The following is a 26,100-nucleotide window of genomic DNA, read 5'->3' as shown; positions in this document are numbered from 1 at the left end:
GGGGAGCGCCGGCCCGACTAGCTTCTCTCCCGGCTCGGACCTATGCCAGAGAGCAAGCGTGTAACTTCCTCATTCAGTCTCCGTGTTATCGGCCAAAGCGTCGTCGCCGATGGGCAAGCGATGCTGTTCATAATAGCGGATGAAGTTGCTGGCCTGCGCCTCGCGCACAGATGCGCTTGTGTAGCTCTCAAGTGACTCGCGGCCCGCTGGCGTCAGGGTCCAGTAGGTCTCAATCAAATCCACCTCGCCTGCCGCCCTCATGCGACTGAGTTGCGGACTAAAGCTGGTGCGATCCAGATTGCCGTTAAAGTACAGATCGCTCACCGAGCGGTGAAGCTCGCTTGAGGTCAGCCCGTCCTTAGTCGCAGACAGTACGAGCCGAATGGCCTGCTTGATCGGCACGTTCTTAAGGGTGACGCTTTCCTTCGATTTGTCAGGGATCGTGAGGTCAAGGCCAAGGGCTGCCGCTGCTTTCTCGGCATCGCTCACATGGTTCATCAGCTTATCGAGTTCCTGTTGAACGCTGCGCAACTCAGCCTTCAGCGTGGCCTCGCGGGCGCGCAACGGCGCAACCCGAGCATCTAGCTCCAGCCAGGATCTCTTAATCACTTCCCTCAGGTCGGCCATCACATGCTCGCCCGCCGAATCACTTCCGGCGAGTCAGATGATAGACGTCAATTGTCAGACTGCAATGGATGTTGTCGGTCTATCCATGGGGCATCGGTGGAGCGACAAATTATGGATTGCCAACGCGGCACTCGATGTCCGTGGCTTAGACGCGGTTGGCTCTGCATACGGAGATGGGCTTCACGTCGCTGCGTCATTCTGGCATCTCCCCGGCCATGCCGAAGAAGCCCGCCCTTACCGCCTACCTTGTGGCGATCCAACAGCCGGACGGCACTGACAACGTGTGGGCGATCCTAGCAAAGACGGCGGCGGACGCGCTTGAGATAGCGGAAGCGCAGGAGCCCGGCAGGGCGGAGCCTCGCATCGTCGGCACACTCGGCGCCATGAGTGTAAAGCGCATGCGGCTCAAGCCGGGTGAGGCGCGGATTATCTGAAAGCAGACACCAGGGAACACTGTTTCTGATTTGACCAAAAATAATATTGGTGATCACAATTAATGTGATCGCAGATAATCAGGAAAGGCCGCATAAAGCCGACTTCGAATGCGAAGAATTTACGCACCGGTGATTAGATCGCTGCGGATTTATCCCGCACTAATCTGGTAAGCTTATGTTCCGTCTATCCAATCTGGGAAAAGACCATTTTCCAGAGTCACCCCAAGACATCCGCTGCTACGTAGTCAAACTACGTTGCGACATTCGTGCAGAAGTAGCGCTGAGCCGCGCGCTCCTAAGAGAGTCGAGGGAAATCCTTCGCAAAATCTCGTCTCTCAGGCCGAACTACGAATACCCTTCGGTAGCGCTGCCCGACAGGACCGCCCCCCTAATCGACGGGCGGGAACTGCTCAATGAACCGCAGGCCGTCCCATAGCTCGACTGCGTGACCGTCAACCATCGCCTTAGCGCGTTCGATGGCTTCGTCATCATCCTGAACGGAGATGCGAACCATGCCGATGACAGATCCGGACTTCGCAAGCAGAAGCACGCGATAGGCGGAGGGGCGTCGCTCGTTTAGGGCATCCATGCGGGATCCAGGTGTGTCGGGCATCGCATCGCTCTCCTAGTGGAGGCGGGAGCGCACGACTCTCTCAGTCATCGGAGCCAAGGGTAGAGGCCGATGATGCGCGACCGTAGCCGAGCTATTAGATTGTACACAATGGGTACCGCACAGCCCTTGGTACATCTGCACCGCGAGACCGGATCTTTTGGCAGCTAATCGCCTTGAGTTGCCCTCAACGCTTTTGGGTGAGGTTGCTGCATAAGACCGCGATTACCCGGTGGCGAAGCTCGACATCAAGCTCCTCACCGAGGCCGACGATGCCGCCACGGCGGGGGCGCTCGCCTGCCTCGCCCTGCCGGCACATGTGGAGGTCGTCGTCGTGCCGCCGGGGCTGCCAAAGACCAAGCCGCGCGCCCTCAACGCCGCCCTGCCCCTGGCGCGGGGAAGCTGCCTCGTGGTCTACGACGCGGAAGACGTGCCCGATCCCGGCCAGTTGCGGGCGGCGGCCGCAGCCTTCGCCCGCGCCTCCCCACGCACGGCCTGCCTGCAGGGCCGCCTCGTCATCGACAATGCCCGCGATTCCTGGCTCACCCGGTGCTTCGCCCTCGAATACACGGCCCTGTTCGACGTGCTCGGCCCGGCACTGGCGGCGTGGCGGCTGCCGACGCCGCTCGGCGGCACCTCCACCCATTTCCGGACCCATATCCTGCGCGCCGTCCATGGCTGGAATGCCTGGAACGTCACCGAGGATGCCGATCTCGGTCTGCGGCTGGCGCGGGCCGGCTACGATGTGGGTGACCTGCCGAGCAGCACGATCGAGGAGGCGCCGGCCCGCTACAAGGCCTGGCTCAACCAGCGCACCCGCTGGATGAAGGGCTTCCTCCAGACCAGCCTCACCCATGGCCGCACCCCCATGGCGACATTCCGCGAACTCGGCCCGCTGGCGAGCCTCTGCGCGCTGGCCCTCATCCCCGGTACGGTGGTCTCGGCCCTGGCCTACCCGTTCCTGATGCTGCCGGCCGTGATCTCCCTGTGGCCGGGCCGGATCGAGGCGGGGAGCGACTTCTGGGCGAATCTGCCCACCGGCACGGCGATCACGGTCCTCGTCTCCGGCTTCGTGGCGATGCTGCTGCCCGCCTATATCGGCTGCCGGCGACGGGGCTGGGACGATCTCGTCCCCTTCGTGCCCCTGCTGCCGGCCTATTTCCTGCTCGTCAGCCTCGCCGCCTGGCGCGGGGTGATCGAGCTGATCCTGGCGCCAGACCGCTGGAACAAGACCGAACACGGCCTGTCCCGCACCTCGCGCAGCGGGGCGCTGACACCGCACCCACCGCGATGACCGGGCACAGCACCATGACGCGTTACAGCGCCTTGGCGAGTTCCGCCGCCGTCTGGTCGGCGGGTTTCGTCAGGTTGAGGGCGTTCACGAAGCGGTTCCGGCCGTCCATGATGTAGACCAAAGCCGTGTGCTCCATCGTGTAGTCGTCCCCCTTGGTCGGCACCTTGCGGACGTAGGCACGGTAGGCCTTCACGGCGGCGTTGACCTCCTCCTGCGAGCCGGTGAGGCCGACGATGCGGGGATCGAAACTGGCGAGGTAGGTCTTCAGGGCCTCGGGCGTGTCGCGCTCGGGATCGACCGCGATGAACAGCGCCTTCGTGTCCTTGCCCTTGGGCCCGAGCGCCTGGAGCACATCACCGATCTGCTGCAGCGTCGTCGGGCAGACATCGGGGCAATGCGTGAATCCGAAGAAGACCAGATGGGTCGCCCCGGCGAAATCCCGCTCGGTGACGCGCCGTCCGTTCTGGTCGGTGAGGGTGAAGGGGCCGCCGACGCTGCTGGTCGCCACCTGCCCCGCCTTCGGCACGAGCATCACGGTGGCCGCGACGCCGAGCGCCACGAGGCCGAGGGCGAAGAGGATGAGGGGAAGGGCGCGACGCATGGGGAGCCTTCAAGCCGGTTCCGGGGGGACGCTGCGGCAAGAGCATGGGCCGGGGATGCGGGCAACCGTCAATGTGTCGCCGGGGGGCTCCGTGGACCCGGCTTCCCTACCCGGGTCAGCGGGTCGCGAGGGCGGCGATCAGCTTGTGGGTCGTGCTGGTCAAGGCGGAGAACGCCGCGAAATCGATGCTGTTGATGACGACGAAGACCCCGACATCGCGCCCCGGCGCGAAGGCGACGTAGCTCATGAAGCCGGCGCCTCCCCCGCTCTTGGCCAGCATCGCCGGTTCGTTCCCCTTGGCCGCCAGGGCCACCCAGCCGAGGGCCAGACCCGCCATGGGCGACGCTTCGTCGAAGCCGATCGCCGCCGGCATCGATTGGCGCTGGCGGTAGACCGCGTGGCTCAGGGCGAGCGCGCCGCTCGTGGCGGTGACGTTGTGCCGGAGCCAGCGGGCCATGTCGTTGCCGGTGCTGTAGAGGCCGCCGCTTCCCCCCGTCGCCTGGGTGTCGACGCAGGTGGCCGGGCCGCCGAGGCCCGAGCCGATCATCAGCCGGGCGCATTGCTCCGGTGTCGGCGAGAGAACCGTATCCGGCATTCCGAGGGGCGCGGTGACGTGGCCGCGCAGCACGTTCGCATAGGACGCGCCGCCTGCCGTCCCGACCGCATCGGCCAGGAGGTCGAACCCCACATTCGAGTAGGACGTGACGGTGCCGGGGGCCCAAGGCAGCGAGTATTGGCCGAGCCAGGACCAGCGGTCGTCGCGGGTCGGCCAGGCGCGGGGATTCGTGCCTTCGGGAGCGTGTCCCATCTCGCGCGGTAGGGCGCCCGAATAGGTCGCGAGGTCGAGGAGGGTGATGGGGCGCCCTTCGAAGGCGGGAACCTTCGCCTGCGGCGCGAAGCTCTGCAGCGGATCGGCGAGGGAGAGCTTCCTCTCCGTGGCGAGGGAGGCCAGGACTTCCGTCGTGAAGACCTTGGTGATGGAATTGAGCCGCACCAGGCTCGTTCCGTCGGGCGTGATGCCGTTGCCCTTCTCGGTCTCGCCGTAGCCGCGGATGAAGGTCCCGTCCCCACGCACGACCACCAGGATCATACCGGGCGCGCCGGATTCGAGGAACAGGACGTCACCGGTCAAGTCCGTCGCCGCCGCGATCACCGGATCGTCGGCGCTAAATGCTCGTGTCGTCGTCGCGAGCGACAGGGCGAGGGCGAGGACAGCGAATCGCTTGTTCACGGCGTGGCTCCGATTCTGGTCGGAACTCTACACGTATGGCGCGAGACACGAGCCTATCGGATCCGCGGAGACGCCGCAGGATACACAGGTGTTTGATCGTTCACGCCGTCCGGAGGCAAGTCACCGCGACGGGACGCCCGATCTCAGCTTTCCCCGCCCTTACCTCGGTCGCTGGTGAGGGTGGCGCTCTCGCGCCGGAGCGGGCGACCGACGGGGCAGACCTCCTGCACGAACCCGGCGAGGGTGTTGGCGAGATTGTCCTCCACCTGCCGGTAAAACACGAACTGGCCCCGCTTCTCGCTCGCCACCAGACCGGCATTCTCCAGGATCGACAGGTGCTGCGAGATCGACGGTTTCGACATCTCGAAGCGTGAGGCGATGTCGCCCGCGCTCAACTCGGCATGCGCCAGATAGGCGAGGATTTTTCGGCGCACTGGGGATGCCAGGGCCTCGAAGACGCGCTGCATGGGATCGGTGCCTCACTTCATCGGACATTTAGGCGATGAGCTAACGATTGACAAATCGGTCGCTAGCGTAATTAGGTAATCACCTAATTGTAGGAGGCCGACATGACGCTTCTCTCGACACACCGCCTCATTGCGGGACCGGACACCTCCGCCACGGAAGGGAGGGTCCGCTGGGCGCCGTCCCGCTCGCTCTGGACCGGTGGCATGACGTTGGCGGCCGTCTCCCTGGCGCCGATCTTCGTCACGCCCGGTGCGGTGCTGCTGTTCCTGGCGACGAGCGCGGTCACTCTTTGTCTCGGGCACTCCATCGGCCTGCACCGGCTCCTGATCCATCGCAGCCTGTCGGCGCCGCTCTGGGTGGAGCGCGTGCTGGTCTATCTCGGCACGCTGGTCGGCATGGCGGGACCCCTCGGCATGGTACGGCTCCACGACACCCGGGACTGGGCGCAGCGCCAGGCCTCGTGCCACGATCTCCATGCCCACCGCGCACCGTTTCTGCGCGACGCGTGGTGGCAGATGCATTGCCGCTTCGATCTCGCCCAGCCGCCCCGCTTCGTGCCGGAGGACAGGATCGCCCGCGATGGGTTCCTGCGCTGGTTGGAGGCGACCTGGATGGCGCAGCAGATCCCGTGGGCGATCCTGTTCTACGCGCTCGGCGGCATGCCGTGGCTGGTCTGGGGCGTCCCCGTGCGGATCGCCGTGAGCCTCACCGGGCACTGGCTCGTCGGCCATCTCACCCACCGGCGCGGGCCGCAGGGCTGGGCGGTGGATGGTGTCGCGGTGCAGGGCCACGACCTGCCGGCGGCCTCCCTCGTCACCTTCGGAGAGGCGTGGCACGGCAACCATCATGCCTGGCCGGAATCCGCCCGCCTCGGCATCGAGCCGGGCCAGCACGATCCAGGCTGGTGGGTGCTGCTGGCGATGCGCCGGCTCGGGCTGGTGTGGGGGCTGAAGCAGCCGCGCGACCTGACGCCGAGGGAGGGATTGCGCCGTGTCGGTAGGGTGGAGGCACGGACATGATTGGCTCCTCTGCATCCTGGCCCATCTCCGCGCGTGTCGCCGTGTGTGGGTTCACCGGCGTTGTTGCGTCGGTGCTCCTGTTCCTCGGCGAGAGCGTTGCCGCCGGTCGAGCGAAAGCGACCGGTTCGCTGGTCCTCGACTCCTTGCAGGTCTTCGCGGCGATGATCATTCTCGTGCCGCTCAGTTTGATTATCGCAAGTCCGCTGATCTTTATCGCCATCGTCAGCGGCATGCTGCTCAAGCGCGCGATCGAACGGTACGTCTTGGCATGGAGCGTCGCCGCGCCCATCATCGTCTGGCTGTTCGTGTCCGTGACGAGCGTGGTGATGCGGCGCGGCTCAGTGCTCACGGTCGGCGATATTCCCGGCCGGCTCGCCGGGGCGATGCAGAATGCGGAGAACCTACTGATGTTCTTCGGCGCGGCCATTGCGGGCGTGGCCTTCTACGTCCTCTCGGCGAAACGAAGGCCGCCCCCTGTCCAATGAACGCCGAGCGACGGTCAGATCGCCAGCTTGTCCGGCTCTGGCGTTGCCGCGACCGCTTCAAGCCTGTGCAGCCGCAGAGCCTCGCCCACCATCAGCAGGGCCGGCCCATCGAAGCCCGATGCCTCCACCCGGTCCGCCAGGTCGGCGGCTGTGCCCGACACGACGGCTTGGTTGGGGCGCGTGGCGTTGAAGACGAGGAGCCCGGGGGTGGCCGGGGCCAGACCCTCGGCGACGGCGCGTTCGAGAAGCTCGCGCAGGGTCTTTTTCGGCATGTAGACCACGGTGGTGACGCTCGGATCGGCGAGCGCCCCCCAGTTCAGGTCCGCCGGCAGGGCACCGCGCCGGTCGTGGCCGGTGACGAATTGCAGGCGTCGCGCCGAGTCGCGGTTGGTCAACGAGACGCCCAGCGATGCGGCCGCCCCCTGTGCCGCCGAGATGCCCGGCACCACGCTCACGGGGATTCCCGCCTGATGGCAGGCGTCGATCTCCTCGCCGGCCCGGCCGAAGACGAGGGGATCGCCGGATTTCAGGCGCACCACCTGCTTGCCGGATTTGGCGAGCTGCACCATCAGCGCGTTGATGTCGTCCTGGCGGCAGGAGGGCCCGTGCCCGGTCTTGCCGACCAGCATGGTGCGCGCCTCGCGGCGGGCATAATCGAGGATCTCGGGCGCCACGAGATCGTCGTAGAGGATCACGTCGGCGTTGCGGAGCGCCCGCAGGGCCTTCAGCGTCAGGAGCTCGGCATCGCCCGGCCCCGAGCCGACGAGGGTCACCGCCCCACCCTTCGGTGCGGCGTCCGTCTGGCCGAGAAGCTCGGCGAGGTCCGCCTCGGTGGGAGCCCGGTCCGGCTCGGCGAAGGCGCGATCCGTGAACCGCTCCCAGAAGGCGCGGCGGTCGGAGAAGGCGTGGAAGCGGCTCGTGACCTCCTCGCGCCAGTCGCGGGCGGCACCAATCCAGGCCTTGAACCCGCGCGGGAGCATGCCCTCGATCCGGGCGCGCACCGTCTGCCCGAAGACAGGAGCCGCGCCCTCCGTCGAGATGCCCACCACCATGGGCGAGCGGTTGACGATGGCACCGAACTTCACGTCGCAGAGATGCGGCCGGTCGACGGCGTTGACGATGGCGCCGGTCGCCCGCGCCGCGGCCACGAAGGCGATGCAATCGGCCTCGTCCTCCATGGCGCCGATGCAGAAGGCCGCGCCCTGGAGGTCGGAGGGTTGCCACTGGCGCTCATGCAGGGTCACGCTGCCGGCGACGATCTCGCCCGGCACTGCGCGCAACTCGTCGCTGGGCTCCGGCGCGTAGACGTCGACATCGGCCCCGGCGGCGGCGAGCAGCTTCACCTTCCACGGCGCGCCGCCATTGGACCCGGCCAGCACCGCGCGTTTGCCCTGCAGCGGCACGAAGACCGGCAAGACCGCCAGCGGTTCGAGGCCGGCATGTCCGGCGCCCTCACGGGCGGCGATTCCGGCGGGTCGGGTTTCCCGGGGCTGGCGGGGCGTGCTCATGGCGTGAAAATGAGCTTATGCGGCGTCGCGCGCAAGCGCCTGCGGCAGCAGCTTGCGGATCTCTGGGATGCACGAGCCGCAATTCGTGCCGGCCTTGCAGGCGGCACCCACCGCCTCGACGCTGTGAGCGCCGGCCGCGATGGTGGCGGTGATGACGTCGAGGCCGACCCCGTGGCAGGCGCAGACGGTCGGACCGGCGGAGGCCGTCTCGGCCCGGCCTGAGAGCAGGGCGCGTCGGGCGGAGGGTTCGAGATCGGGAGCGGCGAAATAGGCCTTCTCCGATTCCCAGCCCGGCTTCGCGTCGCCGGGCGTCAGGGCCAGACAGGCGACGAGACGCTCCCCGTCATAGGCGGCGAAACGGTAGCGGCCACGGGCGTGGTCTGCGTATTCCGCGATCTCGAGGCCTTGGAACATCCCCCTCAGCATCAGCGCGACTTCGCGCGAGCTCTCCTGGGTGGCGAAGTGCAGCCCGGATCCGCCCTGGATCGTCGCGCGCGCCCACCACCAGCCGGCGGGGAGAGACTTCTGGTCGCGGGTGAGCAGGAAGCCTCGGCTGCGATAGACCGCCGGCGCAATGGTGGCCGGCGTTGCCTTTAACTCGGGCTGGCCGGAGACCGGATCGGGGATGCCGCGCGCGAGGGCGCCGACGCGGCCCTCCGACGCGGTGGCCCCGCTCCAGTGGAAGGCCGCGAAGAGGTCGCCCCGGCGCATACCCTCCCCCACCATCACCTCCAGCACCGCCGCACCATGCGCGGTGGAGACCGTGGCGAGGCCGCCATGGACCACGCCCATCGCGGTTGCGTCATCGGGGTGGATCTCGACGAAGGGCACGTCGCGATGGGCCGACAGGCGCTGGCTCTTCCCCGTGCGCGTCATCGTGTGCCAGTGATCGCGGACCCGTCCGGTATTGAGCACGAAGGGGAAGTCCGCGCTCACGGCCTGGGCCAGCGCCGGGGGCTGCACGGCGACGAAACGGGCGCGCTTGTCGAAGGTGAAGAACTGCCCGTCGGCGAAGAGCCGCTGCCGGCCCTGCTTTCCCCCACGCTTCGTCAGGGGCCATTGCACGGGCGCCGCCCCGGCATAGGCGATATCGGAGATGTCGCTCACCGCGCCGATGTCGAAGTTGCGGCTGCCGTTATTCTCGAAGGCCGAGAGCGAGGCATGTTCGCGGAAGATCGCGGCGGCGTTCGGATAGGCGAAGGCCTCGCCGTGGCCGAGGCGCTTGGCCACGTCGCTGATGATCGCCCAATCCGCCCGCGCCTCGCCGGGAGCCTTCAGGAAGCTGCGCTGGCGCGAGATGCGCCGCTCGGAATTGGTGACGGTGCCGTCCTTCTCGCCCCAGGCCTGGGCCGGCAGCAGCACGGTCTTCCGGCCCGTCGCCATGGCGGTGTCGCTGTCGGCGACAGCCTCGGAGACGACGTAGAGATCGAGTCCCTTGATCGCATCGCGGATCGCGTCGGCACGGGGCATCGACACGACGGGGTTGGTGCCCATCACCCAGAGGGCCTTGATCTTGCCGCGCTCCACCGCCTCGAACAGGGCGACGGCCTTCATGCCCTCGCCGGTGATGATGTTGGGCGCCGACCAGAACCGGCGGACCCGGTCCACTTCCTCGGGCGCGAAATGCATGTGGGCGGCGAGCATGTTGGCGAGCCCGCCGACCTCGCGGCCACCCATGGCGTTGGGCTGGCCGGTGAGGGAGAGCGGCCCCGCGCCGGGCTGGCCGATGCGGCCGGTGGCGAGGTGGCAATTGATGATGGCATTGCCCTTGTCGGTCCCCTGCGCCGACTGGTTGACCCCTTGCGAGAAGCCGGTGACGACGCGCTTCGTGCGCGCGAACTGGGTGAAGAATTGCCCGACATCGGCCTCCGACAACCCGGTTGCGGCGGCCGTGGCGGCGATGTCCGGGGCGATCGAACGGGCGCGCTCCAGGGCCCCGTCGAGGCCGGTCGTGTGGTCGAGAACGAAGCGGTAGTCGAAAGCACCTGCGCTCGCGAGATGGACCAGGAGGCCGGAGAACAGGGCGGTGTCGGTGCCCGGCTTCAGGCCGAGGAAGAGGTCTGCCTCCTCCCCCGTCTGGGTTCGGCGCGGGTCGATCACCACGAGCTTGGTGCCGCGCTTGGCGCGGGCATCGACCATGCGGCGGAACAGGATCGGGTGGCACCAGGCGGTGTTGGACCCCACCAGCACGATGAGGTCGGCCTCGTCGAGATCCTCGTAGCAGCCCGGCACCGTGTCCGAACCGAAGGCACGGCGGTGGGCCGCCACCGCGCTCGACATGCAGAGGCGCGAGTTGGTGTCCACATGGGGCGTGCCGAGGAAGCCCTTCGCGAGCTTGTTGGCGACGTAGTAATCCTCGGTGAGAAGCTGGCCGGACAGGTAGAACGCGATCGAATCCGGGCCGTGCTGCTCGGCGACCTTCCGCAAACCACCGGCCACGGTGCCGAGCGCCGATTCCCAACTCGACCGCACGCCGTCGACGACGGGATGCAGCAGGCGGTTGTCGAGGGACAGGGTCTCGCCGAGGGCGGAGCCCTTGGAGCAGAGGCGGCCGAAATTGGCCGGGTGCTCGGTATCGCCGGCGATCCCCGCGCCGCCCTGCCCGTCCGGCGTGGCGATCACGCCGCAGCCGACGCCGCAATACGGGCAGGTGGTCTTCACGGCGGCGGCGGGTGCCTGGACGTGCGCGTTCATGGCGAAATCCTCGGCGGGTTCCAGGGTTCGAAGGGCAGCAAGAGTCGGGCCGGCTGTGCGCATCTCCCTCCCCCCTTGTGGGGAGGAGTTGGAGGTGGGGGTGGTTGGGCGACCCTCAGAGGGCAGAGGCCAGCGGCGCCACCCCCACTCCTAGCCTCTCCCCACAAGGGGGAGAGGGACATGCTCTGCCAGCGCGATCAGGTGTTTGAGTTCGGTAGCCCGCAAAGGAGGGCTCTTCCCGTTTTCAGTACACGTCGGCCTGATACCGCCCGGTCTTCTTCAGATGGGCGAGGTAGGCCACGGCCTCGTCGGGATTCTTGCCCCCGAACTGACCGGCGACGTCGATGATCGCTCGCTCCACATCCTTGGCCATGCGCTTGGCATCGCCGCAGACGTAGAAATGGGCGCCGCCTTCGAGCCATTTCCACAGGTCAGCGCCGTTCTCGCGCATGCGGTCCTGCACATAGGTCTTCTCGGTCCCGTCCCGCGACCAGGCGAGGGACAGGCGGGTGAGCACCTTGCCGTCCTTCAGCGCGTTCAGCTCGTCCTTGTAGAAGAAGTCGCTGGCCTGGCGCTGATGGCCGTAGAACAGCCAGTTGCGTCCCGGCGCCTGGGTCGCGGCGCGCTCGCGCAGGAAGGCGCGGAACGGTGCGATGCCGGTGCCCGGCCCGCACATGATGACGTCTTTCGACAAATCCTCCGGCAAGGCGAAGCCGTGCGCCTTCTGCAGGTAGACCTTGACCGTGGTCTTCTCGGCAATGCGTTCGCCGAGATGGGTCGAGGCGACACCCAGACGGAGCCGTGAGCGGTGGTTGTAGCGCACCGCGTCGACCGTGAGCGAGACCCGGCCCGGATCGGCCTTCGGCGATGAGGAGATCGAGTAAAGGCGGGGCTGCAGCTCGTCGAGGGCTTCCAGGAAGACCTCCGCGTCGGGCCGGGCGCCGGGAAACTTGTGAAGCGCGCCGAGCACGTCGAGATAGGCGGCGTCGCCGTCCGGGTCCTCGCCCGCCGAGAGCGCCCGCGCCTTCTTGCGCGCCTCCCCCGAAGTGAGGAGCGAGAGAAGCTGGTAGAGCCCGTCCGGCGCGGCGCCCAGGGAGTAATCCTTGATCAGCCGGTTCCGCAGGGTCTGGCCGCCGATCATGCGCTCGGGCCGGGTGCCGAGCTCGGCGATGATCGCATCCACCAGGGCCGGCGGGTTCGAGGGGAGGAGCCCGAGCGAATCGCCGACCACATACTCGATGGGCGTGCCCGTGAGATCGATCTCGACATGCCAGGTCTCCTTCTCGCCGCCCGGCTCGTTGAGGCGGGTGCGGGACAGGAACACGGCCTCCACCGGGTTCTCGCGGCAATAGCCGAGCGGTCCGAGGGGCGCCTCCGCCTTGGCCTCGCCCTCCCCCGCTTCGGCCGCTTTCGCGCCGCCGCTCGCGCCGAATTCCTCATCCAGCTTCTTGAGCATGCGGAGGGTGTCCTTGCCCCCCGGCTGGCACAGGTTCAGGCGCTCTTCCTTCTTCAGGAACAGGGCGTTGGCATAATCCGCGCAATTGTAGCCGCACTGGCCGCAATCCTGCTGCGCCATGGCGGCCATGAGCTTCTGCGCCTCCGGCCGCTCCTTGGCGAGCTCCATCCGGTCGGGCAGCGGCATCGACGGATCGTGCCAGGGCGCGTCGTCGTTGTCGGCGAGCTTCGGCCCGCCACCCGTATCGCCGGGGGCGAGGGCCGTCGCGCCTTCCACGGCGGGGCCGAGCAGGGCGGCGAAATAGCCGGACAGCCAGGAACGCTGGTCCGGGTTGAACGGGGCGTTCTCGGGGATGAGAACGAGCGGGGGGATGACGTGCTCGCTCATGCTGCGGCCTTCAGGACGGGTTGATCTTCGGCGAGGCTGCGGAGGCTCTCCGGGCCGGTGCGGGCGGTGAAGGCCTGGAAGCTCTCGGCCTGGCTCTCGCGGCGGGCGAGGTAGCTGCGCAGCAGCGCCTCGATCCGGGACGGACAATCCTCCGCCTTCACCGCCTTCCAGATCTCGGTGCCGATCTTCGGGCTGTCGCCGAAACCGCCGCCGACGACGATGTCGTAGCCCTCGACGGTGTCGCCCTCCTCCGAGACGACGACCTTCGCGCCGATGAGGCCGATATCGCCGATGTAATGCTGGGCGCAGCTATGATGGCAGCCGGTGACGTGCACGTTCACGGGCACGTCGAGTTCCGGCAGGTGGGCCTCCATGTAATCGGCGATGACGAGCGCGTGGCCCTTCGTGTCCGAGGCGGCGAACTTGCAGCCCTTGTTGCCGGTGCAGGCCACGAGGCCGGCGCGGATGCTGGAGGCTTCCGTGGTGAGGCCGAGCGCTGCCACGCGGGCCTGGACCTCGGCCACCTTGGCGTCGGGCACGCCGGAGAACAGGAAGTTCTGCCACACCGTCATGCGGATGGCGCCGTCGCCGCATTCCGACGAGATCTTTGCCAATTCCCGCATCTGGTCGGAGGTCATCTTGCCCACGGGCAGGATCACGCCGATCCAGTTCAGGCCCGGCTGGACCTGTTTGTGGACGCCCACATGGGAGAAGCGGTCCATGGGCCTGCGCGGGGCGAGATGCGCGGGGTCCACCCGGTCGAGCGTGTAGCCGAGTTCCTCCTCGACGGCGGCGAGGTACTTGTCGAAGCCCCAGGCATCGAGGACGTATTTCATCCGGCTCTTGTTGCGGTTGGTCCGGTCGCCGTTCTTGATGAAGACCCGCAGGATCGCGTCGGCGACCTTGTTGCAGGCCTCGGGCTTCAGCACCACGCCGGTATCGCGGGCGAGATCGCGGTGGCCGGAGATGCCACCGAGCACGAGGCGCATCCACACGCCGGGCTCCACGGCCGCGCCGTCGAGGACCCTCACCGCCTGGAAGCCGATATCGTTGGTCTCTTCCAGCACAGGCATCACGCCGCCGCCGTCGAAAGCGACGTTGAACTTGCGCGGCAGGCCGTAGAGCGAACGGTCGTTGATGATCCAGTTGTGCCAGGACTTGGCCAAGGGCCGGGTGTCGAGGAGTTCCTGGGCGTCGATCCCGGCCACCGGCGAGCCGGTGACGTTGCGGATGTTGTCCGCGCCCGAGCCGCGCGCGGTGAGGCCGAGGTCGATCAGCCCGTCGAGGAAGGGCTGGCCGTGCTCCGCCGTGATCTCGCGAACCTGGAGGTTCGCACGGGTGGTGACGTGGCTGTAGCCGCCGCCATGGGCATCGGCCAGATCCGCGATGCCGGCGAACTGCCAGTGCTGCAGGATGCCGTTGGGGATGCGCAGGCGGCACATGAAGTCGCCGCTGGCTGGGGCGAGCCAGAACAGGCCGTGATATCGCCAGCGGAAATTGTCCTCCGGCTTCGGGGCCTTGCCGGTGGCGGCCTCGGCGATCAGGCGGTTATGGCCGTCGAAAGGGTTCTCCGCCCGCTTCCACTTCTCCTGGTCGCAGAGCTTGCCGCCGGCCTTCACCGTGGCGTCCTGGGCCTTGATGTGGATCGCGTCCGGGCCGGTCGGCTCGGAGGGCGCGGCGACACCCTGCCCAAGGGCGAGGCCGCCGGTGATGCGCGCGGCGGCGATGCCCGAGGCGAAGCCTTCGAGGTAGCGCTTCTGCTCGGCGTTGAAATCGTCGGCCATGGAAGCCTCCATCATGCTGCCAGGGATTGGGAATCGGGGGCGTGGACGCGCCCGAACATCAGGTCGTCACGGTGATCGGCGATGGGTTCGCCGGTGCGGATCAGCGTCTTGCACCAGCCCTGTTCGGCAATGTCGCCGACGAAGACGGCGCCGAGGAGCTTGCCGTCGCCGATGATCAGCTTGCGGTAGAGGCCGAGGCCGGGATCCGACATCACCACCGTCTCGGCATGTTCGGGCGCCTCGATCTCGCCGGCCGAGAAGACCGGCAGGCCCGAGACCTTGAGGCTGGTGGCCAGCGAGGTGCCAAGATAGGCGGCTTCCTCGCCGACGAGGTGGCGGCTCAGCACTTCGGCCTGGTCGTAGGCGGGCTCGACGAGGCCGTAGACCATGCCGCGATGCTCGGCGCATTCGCCGAGAGCGAAGATGCGCGGATCGGAGCTCGTCATCCGGTCGTCGACCTTGATGCCGCGCCCGACTTCGAGCCCGGCGCCCTGGGCGAGGACGGCATTGGGGCGTACCCCCACCGACATCACCACGAGGTCGGCCGGCAGCACCGTGCCGTCCGACAGGACGAGGCGCTCGACCCGGCCGTCGCCCTCGACATGGGCGGTATCGGCCTTGAGGAGGACGCGGATTCCGCGGGATTCCATGGCGCGCTTCACCAGGCCGGCGGCGTGGTGGTCGAGCTGGCGCTCCATCAGCCGGTCCATGACGTGGAGCAGGGTCGTGTCGACCCCGAGCCGCGCGAGGCCGACGGCGGCCTCCAGCCCGAGCAGGCCGCCGCCGATGACGATGGCTTTTGCGCCGGTGACCGCGGCTTTCCGGATGGCCGCCACGTCCGCGAGATCGCGAAACGTGATGATGCCGGGCAGGTCCATGCCGGGCTTCGGTAGCCGGATCGGGAGCGAGCCCACCGCGAGGACGAGCTTGTCGAAGGGCAGGACATGGGTCTCGCCGACCATGACGAGGGCGTTCTCCCGGTCGACCTGCGTCACCGGCGCGCCGGTGATGAGGCGGATGCCGTGCGCCTCGTACCAGTCGAGGCCACGGAACGCGCAGGCCGCTTCGTCGACCTCGCCGCCCAGCAGCGACGAGAGCAGCACGCGGTTATAGGCCGCCTGCGGCTCGGCACCCACGACGGTGACGTCGTAGCGACCGGGCGCGCGCTCGGTCAGCCGCTCCAGAAAGCGCAACGACGCCATGCCGTTGCCGATCACCACCAGACGCTCCTTCATGACCTGCGTCCGATCCTCACGCCGCCATGGCGGGTTTGGCGTGGCGGGCATAGAGGAACTCGAGCACGGCGGCGCGGGCATGGGTGTAGGTCGCGTCCTCCACCAGATCGAGGCGCCGGCGGGGACGCTCGAGATCGACCTTCAGGATCTCGCCGACCGTGGCCGAGGGGCCGTTGGTCATCATCACGATCCGGTCCGAGAGCAGCACCGCCTCGTCGACATCGTGGGTGATCATGATGACGGCGTTCTTGAGCCGCGCATGGATGTCCATGAGCGAGTCCTGGAGGTGGGCGCGGGTGAGCGCGTCCAGCGCCCCGAACGGCTCGTCGAGGAGGAGCACCTTCGGCTCCATGGCCAGCGCCCGGGCGATGCCGACGCGCTGCTTCATGCCGCCCGAGATCTCGTTGGGGCGACGGTCTGCGGCATGGGTCATGTTCACGAGGGCGAGGTTGTGGTCGATCCATTCGGACCGCTCGGCCCGGGTCTTCTTACCCTTCAGCACCTTCTCGACGGCCAAAGCCACGTTCTCGCGCACGGTGAGCCAGGGCAGCAGGGAATGGTTCTGGAACACCACGGCGCGGTCCGGGCCGGGGCTGTTCACCTCCTTCTCTTCCAGGAGGACGCCGCCGGTGGAGGCCTTGAGCAGCCCGGCGACGATGTTGAGCACCGTCGACTTGCCGCAGCCGGAATGGCCGATCAGCGAGACGAACTCGCCCTTGTCGATCTTTACGCTCACGTCGCGCAGCACTTCGTTGGTGCGCCCGGAGCGGGTGAAGCTGATGCCGACATTCTCGATGCTGAGATAGCTCATGGGTCTCGTGTCCCTCTGCGAGAGGCGGTCGGGGCACGGCGCGACGGGAAGACCCCGGCGCGCCGCGCGGAGGCGTTCAGGCGGTGGCGCCGCGGGTGACGAGGGTGCCGATGAAAGCCACGAACCGGTCGAGGAAGAACCCGATCACCCCGACATAGACGAGGGCGACGATGATCTCGGAGATGTGCGACGAGTTCCAGGCGTCCCAGATGAAGAAGCCGATGCCGACGCCGCCGATGAGCATCTCGGCCGCCACGATGGCGAGCCAGGACAGGCCGACGCCGATGCGAAGCCCCGTGAAGATGTAGGGAGCCGCCGAGGGCAGCATGATCTTCACGAAGAATTCGAGCGGGTTGAGGCGCAGCACCGCCGCCACGTTGCGGTAATCCTGCGGGATGTTGCGGATGCCCACCGCCGTATTGATGATGATCGGCCAGATCGAGGTGATGAAGATCACGAAGATGGCCGAGGGCTGGCCGTCGCGGAACGCCGCGAGGGAGAGCGGCAGCCAGGCCAGCGGCGGGATCGTGCGCAGCACCTGGAAGATCGGGTCGAGGCCGCGCATGGCCCAATCCGACTGGCCGATCAGGGTGCCGACCATGATGCCCACGACGGTGGCCAGGGCGAAGCCGAAGGCGACGCGCTGGATGCTGGCATAGATGTGCCAGAACAGGCCCTTGTCGGTGCCGCCATTGTCGTAGAACGGGTGGGCGATGATGTCCCACGCCTCGGTGACGACGCGCGAGGGCGGCGGCAGGCCGGCGGTGGGCCGCGAGCACAGCAGCTCCCAGATCACCAGGAAGGCGATCAGCACCACGATCGGCGGGATCAGGTTGACGGCGATCTGGCGGAACGTCGCCAGGGTCACGAAGGGCTTGCGCGGGGCCTTGGCCGCCGGCTTCGCGGCGGTCCCCGTCACGGCGATGGTGGAGGTGTTGGCCATCACGCGATCCTCTTGATGCCGAGGCTGGACAGGTAGGCGGCGGGATCGGCGGGATCGAAGACCTTGCCGTCGAAGAAGGTCTCCTTGCCGCGCGACGTGGAGCTCGGGATCGCGGTGACGCCCAGCGCCTTCGCGGCGTCGCGCCAGATATCCTCGCGGTTCACCTTGGCGATGAGCGCCTTGGTGTCCGTCTGCGCGTCGAACTTGCCCCAGCGGATGTCCTCGGTGAGGAACCAGAGGTCGTGGCTCTGGTAGGGGTAGGAGGCGTTGTCGGCGAAGAACTTCATGACGTAGGGGCTGTTCTCGACCACGCGGCCGTCGCCGTAATCGATGGTGCCCTTCATGCGGCCGGCGACATCGCCGACGGGGATGTTGATCCACTGGCGCTTGGCGACGATGGCGGCGAACTCATCCCGGTTCTCGGGCTTGTCGCACCACATCTGCGCTTCCAGCACGGCCATGGTCAGAGCCTTGGCGGCGATGGGGTTCTTCTCGACCCAGGAGGCGCGCATGGCGAACGCTTTCTCCGGGTGGTCCTTCCACAATTCGCCGGTGGTCAGCGCGGTATAGCCGAGGCCCTGCTGCACGAGCTGCGCGTTCCACGGCTCGCCGACGCAGAAGCAATCCATCGTGCCGACCTTCATGTTCGCCACCATCTGGGGCGGCGGCACGACGATGGTCTCGATGTCCTTGTCGGGGTCGATCCCGCCAGCGGCGAGCCAGTAGCGGATCCAGAGGTCGTGGGTGCCGCCGGGGAAGGTCATGGCCGCCTTCACCGACTTGCCGGCGGCCTTCTTCTTGTCGATCGCGGCCTTGAACACCTTGGAATCGAGCGCGACCTTGGCGTCCAGATATTCCTTGGCCACCGAGACGCACTGGCCGTTGGTGTTGAGCCGGGCCAGGATCTGCATCGGCACGGGGACGTTGTTCTGCGTCACGCGGCCGGCGCTGATGAGGTAGGGCATCGGCGTCAGGATGTGCGCGCCGTCGATGCCGTTGCCCTCGGAGCCGAGCACGAGGTTGTCGCGGGTGGTGCCCCAGCTCGCCTGTTTCAGCACCTCCACGTCGGGCATGCCGTGCTTGGCGAAGAAGCCCTTTTCCTTGGCGACGAAGAGCGGGCCGGCATCGGTGAGCGCGATGAAGCCGAGCTTGGCGCCCTTCACCTCGGGGCCCGCCCCCTGCGCGAAAGCACCGCCGGGCAGCGCAGTGCGCGCCAGGGCTGCCAGCGACAAGGTCGCGGCGGCGCCCTTCAAGAGGCTGCGGCGGCTGTTCTGAAACCCGTCAGTCATGGAAAACTCGATCCCTCGAAGCTTAAGCAGTCGACCCGAAGACGAAAAAAAACCGCCGCCCAAACGCAACCGAAGGCAGCCGCGAAAGCGCGCCAACGGGTTACTTGGGTCAGCGGCTCTGCCGACATTCGTGCCCGTCGCCGTTGACGAGCGGGATAGGCACAGCAGGTTCCGTGCCAAACGCCGCTCAGCTTGTAACGGCTCTAAGGCCGAAAGCGGTTCGGAGGGCGCGAGGGGGCATACGGCCCGGCTGGGATCGCGGGGCGTGCATTGCACAATCGTGAGGCTTGTCGTGCCGCCAAAAGCGGCGTCCGGCCCCGATCAGCCGCTCAGAGCGGCATCGAACAGGTCCGGGCGGTAGATCGCGCGGGCGGCGGAGCGAAGCTCGCCGGAGGCGACAAGCTGTCCGGCGCGCTCCGCCTCACCGATGAACCAATCCGCATGGGCGGGGTCGGGCCGGTGCGCCCGCTCGCCGAACAGGCTGAAATGCGGGTCCCGCCGCCGGTGCCCGTCGGTATCGACCACCACGTCCCCCGTGAGCGCCCGTTCGAGAATCGGCGCCGGTACATTCAGGTAGCCATCGCGCGAAAGGAGGGAGGCGAGTTCGGCGCTGTTGCCGGGATCGGCGCACCAGCGCCCGGCGCGGTCGAGGGCCCGCACCAGGGGGGCGCAGCGCGACGCCTCGGATTCCGGCATGGCCAGAACCTTTTCCGGGCAATCGGGCAGGAGTTCACTGCCGAGGACCGCGATGCGGCCATACCCCTCCGCCACGGCGACGCTGTTCCAGGGGCTGCCGACGCAGAACCCGTCAATCAGTTCGCGCCGCAGCGCCTCGGCGATCTGCGGCGGCGGGATCACGACGAGGCGCGTCTGCGTGTCGAGGTCGAGGCCGCCGCGCTCGGCGAAGATCCGGAGCTGGTAGGTGTGGCTGGAGAACGGATGTACCGTGCCCAGCGTCAGGGGCCGTCCCTCCCGCTCCCGCCGCATGGCGATGCGCGCGAAAGCGGCGGCCACTGTGTCCACCTCGTCGTCCGCCGCCTCCATGGCCTCCCACAGGGGGCGGGACACCGTGATCGCGTTGCCGTTGAGGTTGAGCGCCATCGGCACGCAAAGCCGGGTCTGCGGCCCGCTCAGCCCGAGCGCGCTGGCGATGGCGAGGGGCGCCAGCATATGCGCGCCATCGAGATGGCCCACCGCCAGCTTGTCGCGCAGGGTCGCCCAGGAGGGCTCGCGCACGAGGTCGAGGGTGAGCCCCTCGGCCCGTGCGAATCCGAGCTCCGCCGCCGCGATCAGGCTCGCGGCATCCACGAGGGGGACGTATCCGAGCGCGAGCCTCATCCGAACAGGTCCGCCGTGGTGACGATGGCGCGGGCGATGTCGGCGATCTTGCTCTTCTCGTTCATGGCCTTGCGCCGCATCAGCTTGTAGGCCTCCTCCTCGCTCAGGGAGCGGGCGGCCATAAGGATGCCCTTGGCGCGCTCCACGATCTTCCGGTCGGCGAGTTCGCCCCGCGCCTCCACCAATTCCCGCTGCAGCCGGGCGAAGGCCTGGAACCGCAGGATGGCGATGTCGAGGATCGACCGGATGCGCTGGGGGTGCAGCCCGTCCACCACATAGGCCGAGATGCCGGCATCCACCGCCGCCTGCATCATCGGGGCGTCCGAGCGGTCGACGAACATCGCCACCGGCCGCTCCACATGGCGGGACAGGCCCGACATCTGTTCGAGGATGTCCCGGCTGGGGCTCTCCAGGTGGATCACCACCACGTCAGGATTGAGGGCGGCCACCTGCGCCGGCAGGTCGGCGGTATCGGGGATGATGACCACATCCGCGATTCCGGCGGCGCGCAGGCCCTCTTCGAGGATCGCGGCGCGGGCCCGGCTCGGATCGATCACGGCGACGGTGAAGGAAGGTTCTGTCATCGGAGCCCAATGGGGGGCGGGACGGCCGGTTCGTGCCGGCGGGAACGGGCAAGAGGCGTACCTAACACAGCGCGCGACCGCACGGATCTACCCGAAAATCGGCATCGCCGAAAAAGTCCGTGGCCAAATCGTCGGCTCAGGTACCTTTCGATACGTTCGGGAAAGGAAATGGCCCAGCTTCCGCCGCAAACGCGGGCGCTTATGGCGATGTCGAAGGTCGGGGTGAGGTGTTCGGATGGTGGAGTGCCGCATATCGCAGCCTGTCGAGAACGCCCTCGCCTCCGAGGCGAGGACCGGTATGGCGCTTCCCCTGCTGCCGACGATCGTCGTCGCGGTGATCGTCTCCGCCGCCTCCTTCCTCTGCCAGACGCCCTCCGCGCCCATTCCCGAGACGCCCGCCAGCACGCGGATCGTCGAGATGGAGAGCCGGACGGCGCAGGCGAGGCCGATCGAGACCGCCGATCTCGGTACGGCCTTCGTCCCGGCCGCTTTCGCCTTCCGTGATCAGTTTCCGCTGCGCGACCTCGTGACCACGACCGCCAGCATCGCGCCGCGTCGCGCGACGTCCCGCACCGCCGCCGTAAAGCCGTCTCAGCGCCGGTCCGATTCCGCGCGGTCCGAAATGGCGAAGACCGAAGCGACGAGACCGGACGCCAATCGGGTCCCGTCGGTCGTCGCCGCGAAGGCCGCCATCTCGCCCGAGCCGTTCCGAGTGGAGGCCAAGGCGGACGAGGAACTCATTCCCCATCTCGCCCTGCCCTTCGCGCCGGCCATCTCCGCGATCACCCGTGCCGGCAGCTTCGTCGGCACCCAGAGCGCGGCGGTGGGCGCCGAGGCCATGGCCCTCGGCAGTGTTGTGACCGGGCTCGTCGACCGCCTGCCGTTGCAGCCCTGATCGCACCGCGCTGCGGGGCACGCGCGGTTTCGGGCCGGTCCGGCCAGTCTTTCAGAGCTTTGCCGCTGGATTCTCCCCCTGTCGGGGACTAGGTGAGCCTTCGTCGACGAGACGGGCGCGACGACCGCATTGCCGCGGGGGCCCGGCGGCAAGGATGGGCATGGCGGGACGGATCGAGGATTACGCGCTGGTCGGCGATGGCCGCACCGCTGCGCTCATCGGGCGCGACGGCAGCATCGACTGGCTCTGCTGGCCCCGTTTCGATTCCGCCGCCTGTTTCGCCTCCCTCCTCGGCACCGAGGAACACGGGTTCTGGAAACTGTCCCCGGTGGATGGCGAGGCCACGGTCACGCGCCGCTACCGCGAAGGCAGCCTCGTCCTCGAGACGCGCTATGTGACCTCCGCGGGCGAGGCCAGGGTGATCGACTACATGCCGGCCAATGACGGGTCGCACATGGTGCGCATCGTCGAAGGCCTCTCCGGCTCGGTCGACATGCGCATGGTCCTGGCGGTGCGCTTCGATTATGGGCTCGCGGTGCCGTGGGTCTCCCATAACGAGCTCGGCGACCTGCGGGCGATTTCCGGCCCCCATAAGGTGGTCCTCCGCACCCGCGCGCCCCTCGACGGCGTCGGCCAGACCACGGTCTCGGACTTCACCGTGGCGAAGGGCGAGAGCCAGTCGTTCTGCCTCAGCTACGGCCTTTCGCACGAGGACGATCCGCCGCCGATCGAGCCGCGCAAGGTGCTGTTCCAGACCGACCGCTACTGGCGCGACTGGTCGAGCCGCTGCGCGTCCGGCACGCCCTGGGACGCGATCCTCAAGCGCTCGCTGCTCACGCTCAAGGCTCTGATCTACACGCCGACGGGCGGGATCGTGGCCGCGCCCACCACCTCCCTGCCCGAGGAGCTCGGCGGCGTACGCAACTGGGATTACCGGTTCTGCTGGCTGCGGGATTCGACCTTCACCCTCATCGCGCTGATGGATGGCGGCTTTCTCGACGAGGCAAGGGCCTGGCGCGACTGGCTGATCCGCGCCGTCGCCGGCAATCCGGAACAGGCCCACATCCTCTACGGCATCGCCGGGGAGCGTCTCCTGCCCGAAATCGAGCTCGACTGGCTTCCCGGCTACGAGGGGTCGAAGCCGGTGCGGATCGGCAATGCCGCGGTCAACCAGTTCCAGCTCGACGTCTACGGCGAGATCTTCGACGCGCTCTACCAGGCCCGCCAGCGTGGCCTGCTCGGCGATGCCGATGGCTGGCGCGTGGGCCTCGCCCTGCTGGAGCATCTGGAGAAGGTTTGGAGCGAGCCCGACGAAGGCATCTGGGAGGTGCGCGGCGGGCGCCGGCACTTCGTCCATTCGAAGGTCATGGCCTGGGTCGCCTTCGACCGGGCCATCCGCTCCTTCGAGATGGGCGACGGGCCGCCCGCCCCCGTGGATCGTTGGCGCGCGATCCGCGACCATATCCACGAGGAGGTCTGCGAGAAGGGGTTCGACAAGGAGCTGAACAGCTTCGTCCAGTATTACGGGGCCAAGACCCTCGATGCGAGCCTGCTCCTCATCGCCCATATGGGCTTCCTGCCCCAGGACGACCCCCGCGTCGTCGGCACGGTGGAGGCCATCGGCAAACACCTGATGCGCGACGGGTTCGTGCTGCGCTACGACACCGAGGATGACAATACCGATGGTCTGCCCGGCGGCGAGGGGGCTTTCCTGCCCTGCAGCTTCTGGTACGCCGACAATCTGATCGGTCTCGACCGCTGCCACGAGGCGCGGGAGTTGATCGAACGCCTCATCGGCGTTTGCAACGATGTCGGGCTCGTGGCCGAGGAATACGACGTGGGAGCCAAGCGCCTTGTCGGCAATTTCCCCCAGGCGTTCAGTCACGTCACGTTGGTGAACACGATTTTGAACTATAGCCGTGCCAGCGGGCCGGCGCGGGAGCGCAGCGAGAAATCTGCCCTCGCCCGGGCCACATCGCCGAACCGGGCGAGTTCTCCCAGCCAGCCGAACTCTCCCAGCCAGGCGAGCTCTCCCAGCCAGGCGAGCTCTCCCAGCCAGGCGAGCTCTCCCAGCCAGGGTGGCGCAAATCTAGAAGGCGCCGCAGCCCAGCACAGCTGATCGCCGCAGCCCCGTAAAGAGTAGGAAGACGAGACCATGAGCGGAGCCGAGACCAAGCCGAAGGGTGAACTGAGCGAGATCGACAAGCTCTCCATCGACACCCTGCGTACCCTGGCGATCGACGCGGTGCAGAAGGCGAATTCCGGCCATGCCGGCGCGCCGATGGCCCTGGCGCCCGTCGCCTACACCCTGTGGAACCGCTACCTGCGCTACGACCCGGCGCATCCGCACTGGCCCAACCGCGACCGGTTCGTGCTCTCGGCGGGCCACGCCTCGATGCTGCTCTATGGGTTGCTGCACCTCGCCGGTGTCGCCCAGACCGATGGCGGCAACGAGCCGGCCATCACCATCGAGGACATCAAGAACTTCCGCCAGCTCGACAGCAAGACGCCGGGGCACCCGGAATACCATTTCACTACCGGCGTCGAGACCACGACCGGGCCGCTCGGCCAGGGTGTGGCGAATTCCGTCGGCATGGCGATGGGCGGCCGCTTCCTTGGCGAGACCCTGAACCGCCCCGACCTGCCGCTGTTCGACTTCAATGTCTACGCGATCTGCTCGGATGGCGACCTGATGGAGGGCGTGGCCGCCGAGGCCGCCTCCATCGCTGGGCATCTGCGCCTGTCGAACCTGTGCTGGATCTACGACAACAACACGATCACCATCGAGGGGCACACCGAACTCGCCTTCTCCGAAGAGGTGGCGACGCGCTTCCTCAGCTATGGCTGGCAGGTCCTGCGGGTGGCCGACGCCAACGACGTCCATGCCATTTCCGCCGCCCTGGAGACCTTCCTCCAATCCAGCGACCGGCCGACGCTCATCGTCGTCAACTCGATCATCGGCTTCGGCGCGCCCAAGAAGCAGAACACCTCGAAAGCCCATTCCGACGCCCTCGGCGAGGAGGAGGTGAAGGGCGCCAAGCGGGCCTATGGCTGGCCCGAGGATTCCCAGTTCCTGGTGCCGGACGGCGTCATCGAGAACTTCCGTAGCGGCATCGGCCAGCGCGGCGCCGAGCTGTTCGCCACTTGGGAGGGCTTCATGGCCGAGGCCAAGGCCTCCGATCCGGCCCTGGCCGAAGAGATCGACGCCCTCCTCACGGGCCGCCTGCCAGAAGGCTGGGACAAGGACATCCCGGTCTTCCCGGCCGACGCCAAGGGCATGGCCACCCGCGAATCCTCCGGCAAGGTGCTCAACGCCATCGCCAAGAACGTGCCCCACCTGCTCGGCGGCTCGGCGGATCTGGCCCCCTCCAACAAGACCAAGCTCGAATTCGAGGGGGCCGGTACGCTCTCGCCCTTCGAGCCGGGTGGACGCAACATCCATTTCGGCGTGCGCGAACACGCCATGGGGTCGATCGTCAACGGCCTCGGCCTCGTCGGCCTCCGGGCCTACGGCGCGACCTTCCTGGTCTTCGCCGATTACATGCGCCCGCCGATCCGCCTCGCTTCGCTGATGGAGCTACCGGTCTTCCACGTCTTCACGCACGATTCGATCGGCGTCGGCGAGGACGGCCCCACCCACCAGCCGGTGGAGCAGCTCCTGACGCTCCGCGCCATCCCCGGCCTCGTCACCCTGCGTCCGGCGGATGCCAACGAGGTGGCGGAAGCCTACCGGGTCATCATGGGGTTGAAGGATCAGCCGGCGGTGCTGGCCTTGAGCCGCCAGCCGCTGCCGACCTTCGACCGGACCAAGTACGGCAGCGCCGCCGGTGTCGCGAAGGGCGGCTACGTGCTGGCCGATTGCGACGGTACGCCGGAGGTCATCCTCATCGGCACGGGCAGCGAGGTGCAGCTCTGCGTCTCGGCCTACGAGGCGCTGACGGCGGAGGGCATCAAGGCCCGCGTGGTCTCGATGCCGTCCTGGGACCTGTTCGAGCGTCAGGACGAAGCCTACCGCAACGCGGTGCTGACGCTGGAGGTGCTGGCCCGCGTCGCCGTCGAGCAGGGCTCGGTGATCGGCTGGGACCGCTATGCGGGCTCCGCCGGCGCGATCGTCGGCATGCATACGTTCGGGTCCTCGGCCCCGATCAAGGATCTGCAGACCAAGTTCGGCTTCACGCCGGAGAAGGTGCTGCAGGCCGCCCGCGACCAGATCGCGCGGCACAAGAAGTAGGTCTCGCGGGTTCCCTGAAGGACGGAACGCACGTCCCCCTCCCCCTTGTGGGGAGAGGTCAGGGGTGGGGATGATTGGGTGACCCGCGGGCCGCGGAGGCCAGCGGAGCCACCCCCACCTCCGGCTCCTCCCCACAAGGGGGAGGAGAGGCGCGCATCCTGACAACGAGTGTTGAA

21 protein-coding genes and 1 pseudogene are annotated in these 26,100 nt (G+C 67.8%); 7 read left to right on the top strand and 15 right to left on the bottom strand.

Annotated elements, in window-relative coordinates:
- Positions 1-69: 69 nt before the first annotated feature.
- The gene (locus ACYQML_RS14730; RefSeq protein ID WP_461233208.1) at positions 70-627 is read right to left on the bottom strand and encodes a hypothetical protein; all 558 of its coding nucleotides are present in this window, start codon (positions 625-627) and stop codon (positions 70-72) included.
- A gap of 155 nt (positions 628-782) precedes the next feature.
- On the opposite strand from ACYQML_RS14730, the gene ACYQML_RS14725 reads away from it, so the two are divergent.
- Entirely contained in the window at positions 783-1,061 is a 279-nt protein-coding gene (locus ACYQML_RS14725) for a hypothetical protein (RefSeq protein ID WP_461233207.1), read from the top strand.
- Positions 1,062-1,449: 388 nt separating this feature from the next.
- Here the strand turns inward: ACYQML_RS14725 and ACYQML_RS14720 are convergent, their stop codons facing one another.
- Positions 1,450-1,674 (bottom strand): hypothetical protein, encoded by a 225-nt coding sequence (locus tag ACYQML_RS14720; RefSeq protein WP_461233206.1) that lies wholly within the window; start codon positions 1,672-1,674, stop codon positions 1,450-1,452.
- A gap of 220 nt (positions 1,675-1,894) precedes the next feature.
- Between ACYQML_RS14720 and ACYQML_RS14715 the strand changes: the two are divergent.
- Positions 1,895-2,965 (top strand): annotated as a pseudogene (locus ACYQML_RS14715) (glycosyltransferase family 2 protein); the annotation flags it as partial.
- Positions 2,966-2,987: 22 nt separating this feature from the next.
- On the opposite strand, the gene ACYQML_RS14710 reads toward ACYQML_RS14715, so the two are convergent.
- From ACYQML_RS14710 to ACYQML_RS14700, 3 genes are all read right to left on the bottom strand, one after another.
- A complete protein-coding gene (locus tag ACYQML_RS14710) occupies positions 2,988-3,566 on the bottom strand; it encodes an SCO family protein (protein WP_461233205.1) in 579 nt (192 codons plus the stop codon).
- 115 nt (positions 3,567-3,681) lie between these two features.
- Positions 3,682-4,797 (bottom strand): D-alanyl-D-alanine-carboxypeptidase/endopeptidase AmpH, encoded by a 1,116-nt coding sequence (gene ampH, locus ACYQML_RS14705; RefSeq protein ID WP_461233204.1) that lies wholly within the window; start codon positions 4,795-4,797, stop codon positions 3,682-3,684.
- Between the two features lie 143 nt (positions 4,798-4,940).
- Positions 4,941-5,264, bottom strand: a complete 324-nt coding sequence (locus tag ACYQML_RS14700) for a metalloregulator ArsR/SmtB family transcription factor (protein ID WP_461233203.1) — start codon at positions 5,262-5,264, stop codon at positions 4,941-4,943.
- A gap of 102 nt (positions 5,265-5,366) precedes the next feature.
- Between ACYQML_RS14700 and ACYQML_RS14695 the strand changes: the two genes are divergently transcribed.
- Both ACYQML_RS14695 and ACYQML_RS14690 read left to right on the top strand, forming a co-directional pair.
- Positions 5,367-6,284, top strand: a complete 918-nt coding sequence (locus ACYQML_RS14695; RefSeq protein ID WP_461233202.1) for an acyl-CoA desaturase — start codon at positions 5,367-5,369, stop codon at positions 6,282-6,284.
- Positions 6,281-6,769, top strand: a complete 489-nt coding sequence (locus ACYQML_RS14690; protein ID WP_461233201.1) for a hypothetical protein — start codon at positions 6,281-6,283, stop codon at positions 6,767-6,769. The genes ACYQML_RS14695 and ACYQML_RS14690 overlap by 4 nt, the downstream gene beginning before the upstream one ends.
- A gap of 14 nt (positions 6,770-6,783) precedes the next feature.
- Here ACYQML_RS14690 and cysG read toward each other — a convergent pair whose 3' ends face one another.
- The 10 genes from cysG to ACYQML_RS14640 form a co-directional block, all read right to left on the bottom strand.
- Positions 6,784-8,277, bottom strand: coding sequence for a siroheme synthase CysG (gene cysG, locus ACYQML_RS14685; protein WP_461233200.1), 1,494 nt, complete (start codon positions 8,275-8,277; stop codon positions 6,784-6,786).
- Positions 8,278-8,292: 15 nt separating this feature from the next.
- Entirely contained in the window at positions 8,293-10,971 is a 2,679-nt protein-coding gene (locus tag ACYQML_RS14680; RefSeq protein WP_461233199.1) for a nitrate reductase, read from the bottom strand.
- A 244-nt stretch (positions 10,972-11,215) separates the two neighbouring features.
- Entirely contained in the window at positions 11,216-12,814 is a 1,599-nt protein-coding gene (locus ACYQML_RS14675) for a sulfite reductase subunit alpha (protein ID WP_461233198.1), read from the bottom strand.
- A complete protein-coding gene (locus ACYQML_RS14670) occupies positions 12,811-14,598 on the bottom strand; it encodes a NirA family protein (RefSeq protein WP_311275485.1) in 1,788 nt (595 codons plus the stop codon). The genes ACYQML_RS14675 and ACYQML_RS14670 overlap by 4 nt, the downstream gene beginning before the upstream one ends.
- A gap of 11 nt (positions 14,599-14,609) precedes the next feature.
- A complete protein-coding gene (locus tag ACYQML_RS14665) occupies positions 14,610-15,833 on the bottom strand; it encodes an NAD(P)/FAD-dependent oxidoreductase (RefSeq protein ID WP_056427663.1) in 1,224 nt (407 codons plus the stop codon).
- A 16-nt stretch (positions 15,834-15,849) separates the two neighbouring features.
- Entirely contained in the window at positions 15,850-16,644 is a 795-nt protein-coding gene (locus tag ACYQML_RS14660; protein WP_311275483.1) for an ABC transporter ATP-binding protein, read from the bottom strand.
- Positions 16,645-16,720: 76 nt separating this feature from the next.
- Positions 16,721-17,587, bottom strand: coding sequence for a nitrate ABC transporter permease (gene ntrB, locus ACYQML_RS14655; protein ID WP_056427657.1), 867 nt, complete (start codon positions 17,585-17,587; stop codon positions 16,721-16,723).
- Positions 17,587-18,876, bottom strand: coding sequence for a CmpA/NrtA family ABC transporter substrate-binding protein (locus ACYQML_RS14650; RefSeq protein ID WP_056427653.1), 1,290 nt, complete (start codon positions 18,874-18,876; stop codon positions 17,587-17,589). The genes ntrB and ACYQML_RS14650 overlap by 1 nt, the downstream gene beginning before the upstream one ends.
- 321 nt (positions 18,877-19,197) lie before the next feature.
- Positions 19,198-20,214: a CmpA/NrtA family ABC transporter substrate-binding protein gene (locus ACYQML_RS14645; protein WP_461233197.1), complete on the bottom strand. Its 1,017-nt coding sequence runs from the start codon at positions 20,212-20,214 to the stop codon at positions 19,198-19,200.
- Positions 20,211-20,798: an ANTAR domain-containing response regulator gene (locus ACYQML_RS14640; RefSeq protein WP_018044090.1), complete on the bottom strand. Its 588-nt coding sequence runs from the start codon at positions 20,796-20,798 to the stop codon at positions 20,211-20,213. The genes ACYQML_RS14645 and ACYQML_RS14640 overlap by 4 nt, the downstream gene beginning before the upstream one ends.
- A gap of 298 nt (positions 20,799-21,096) precedes the next feature.
- Between ACYQML_RS14640 and ACYQML_RS14635 the strand changes: the two genes are divergently transcribed.
- The 3 genes from ACYQML_RS14635 to tkt all read left to right on the top strand — a co-directional run bounded on the left by ACYQML_RS14635 (position 21,097) and on the right by tkt (position 25,924).
- On the top strand, positions 21,097-21,693 hold the full coding sequence (locus ACYQML_RS14635) for a hypothetical protein (protein ID WP_461233196.1): 597 nt from the start codon (positions 21,097-21,099) through the stop codon (positions 21,691-21,693).
- 160 nt (positions 21,694-21,853) lie between these two features.
- Positions 21,854-23,812 carry a glycoside hydrolase family 15 protein gene (locus ACYQML_RS14630; protein ID WP_461233195.1) on the top strand — a complete coding sequence of 653 codons (1,959 nt, stop codon included), beginning with the start codon at positions 21,854-21,856 and terminating at the stop codon, positions 23,810-23,812.
- Between the two features lie 36 nt (positions 23,813-23,848).
- Positions 23,849-25,924 carry a transketolase gene (gene tkt / locus ACYQML_RS14625; RefSeq protein WP_461233194.1) on the top strand — a complete coding sequence of 692 codons (2,076 nt, stop codon included), beginning with the start codon at positions 23,849-23,851 and terminating at the stop codon, positions 25,922-25,924.
- Positions 25,925-26,100 lie beyond the last annotated feature (176 nt).

It is taken from the genome of Methylobacterium sp. CM6244 (assembly GCF_054817885.1).
This window is presented reverse-complemented; position numbering and strand designations above follow the sequence as displayed.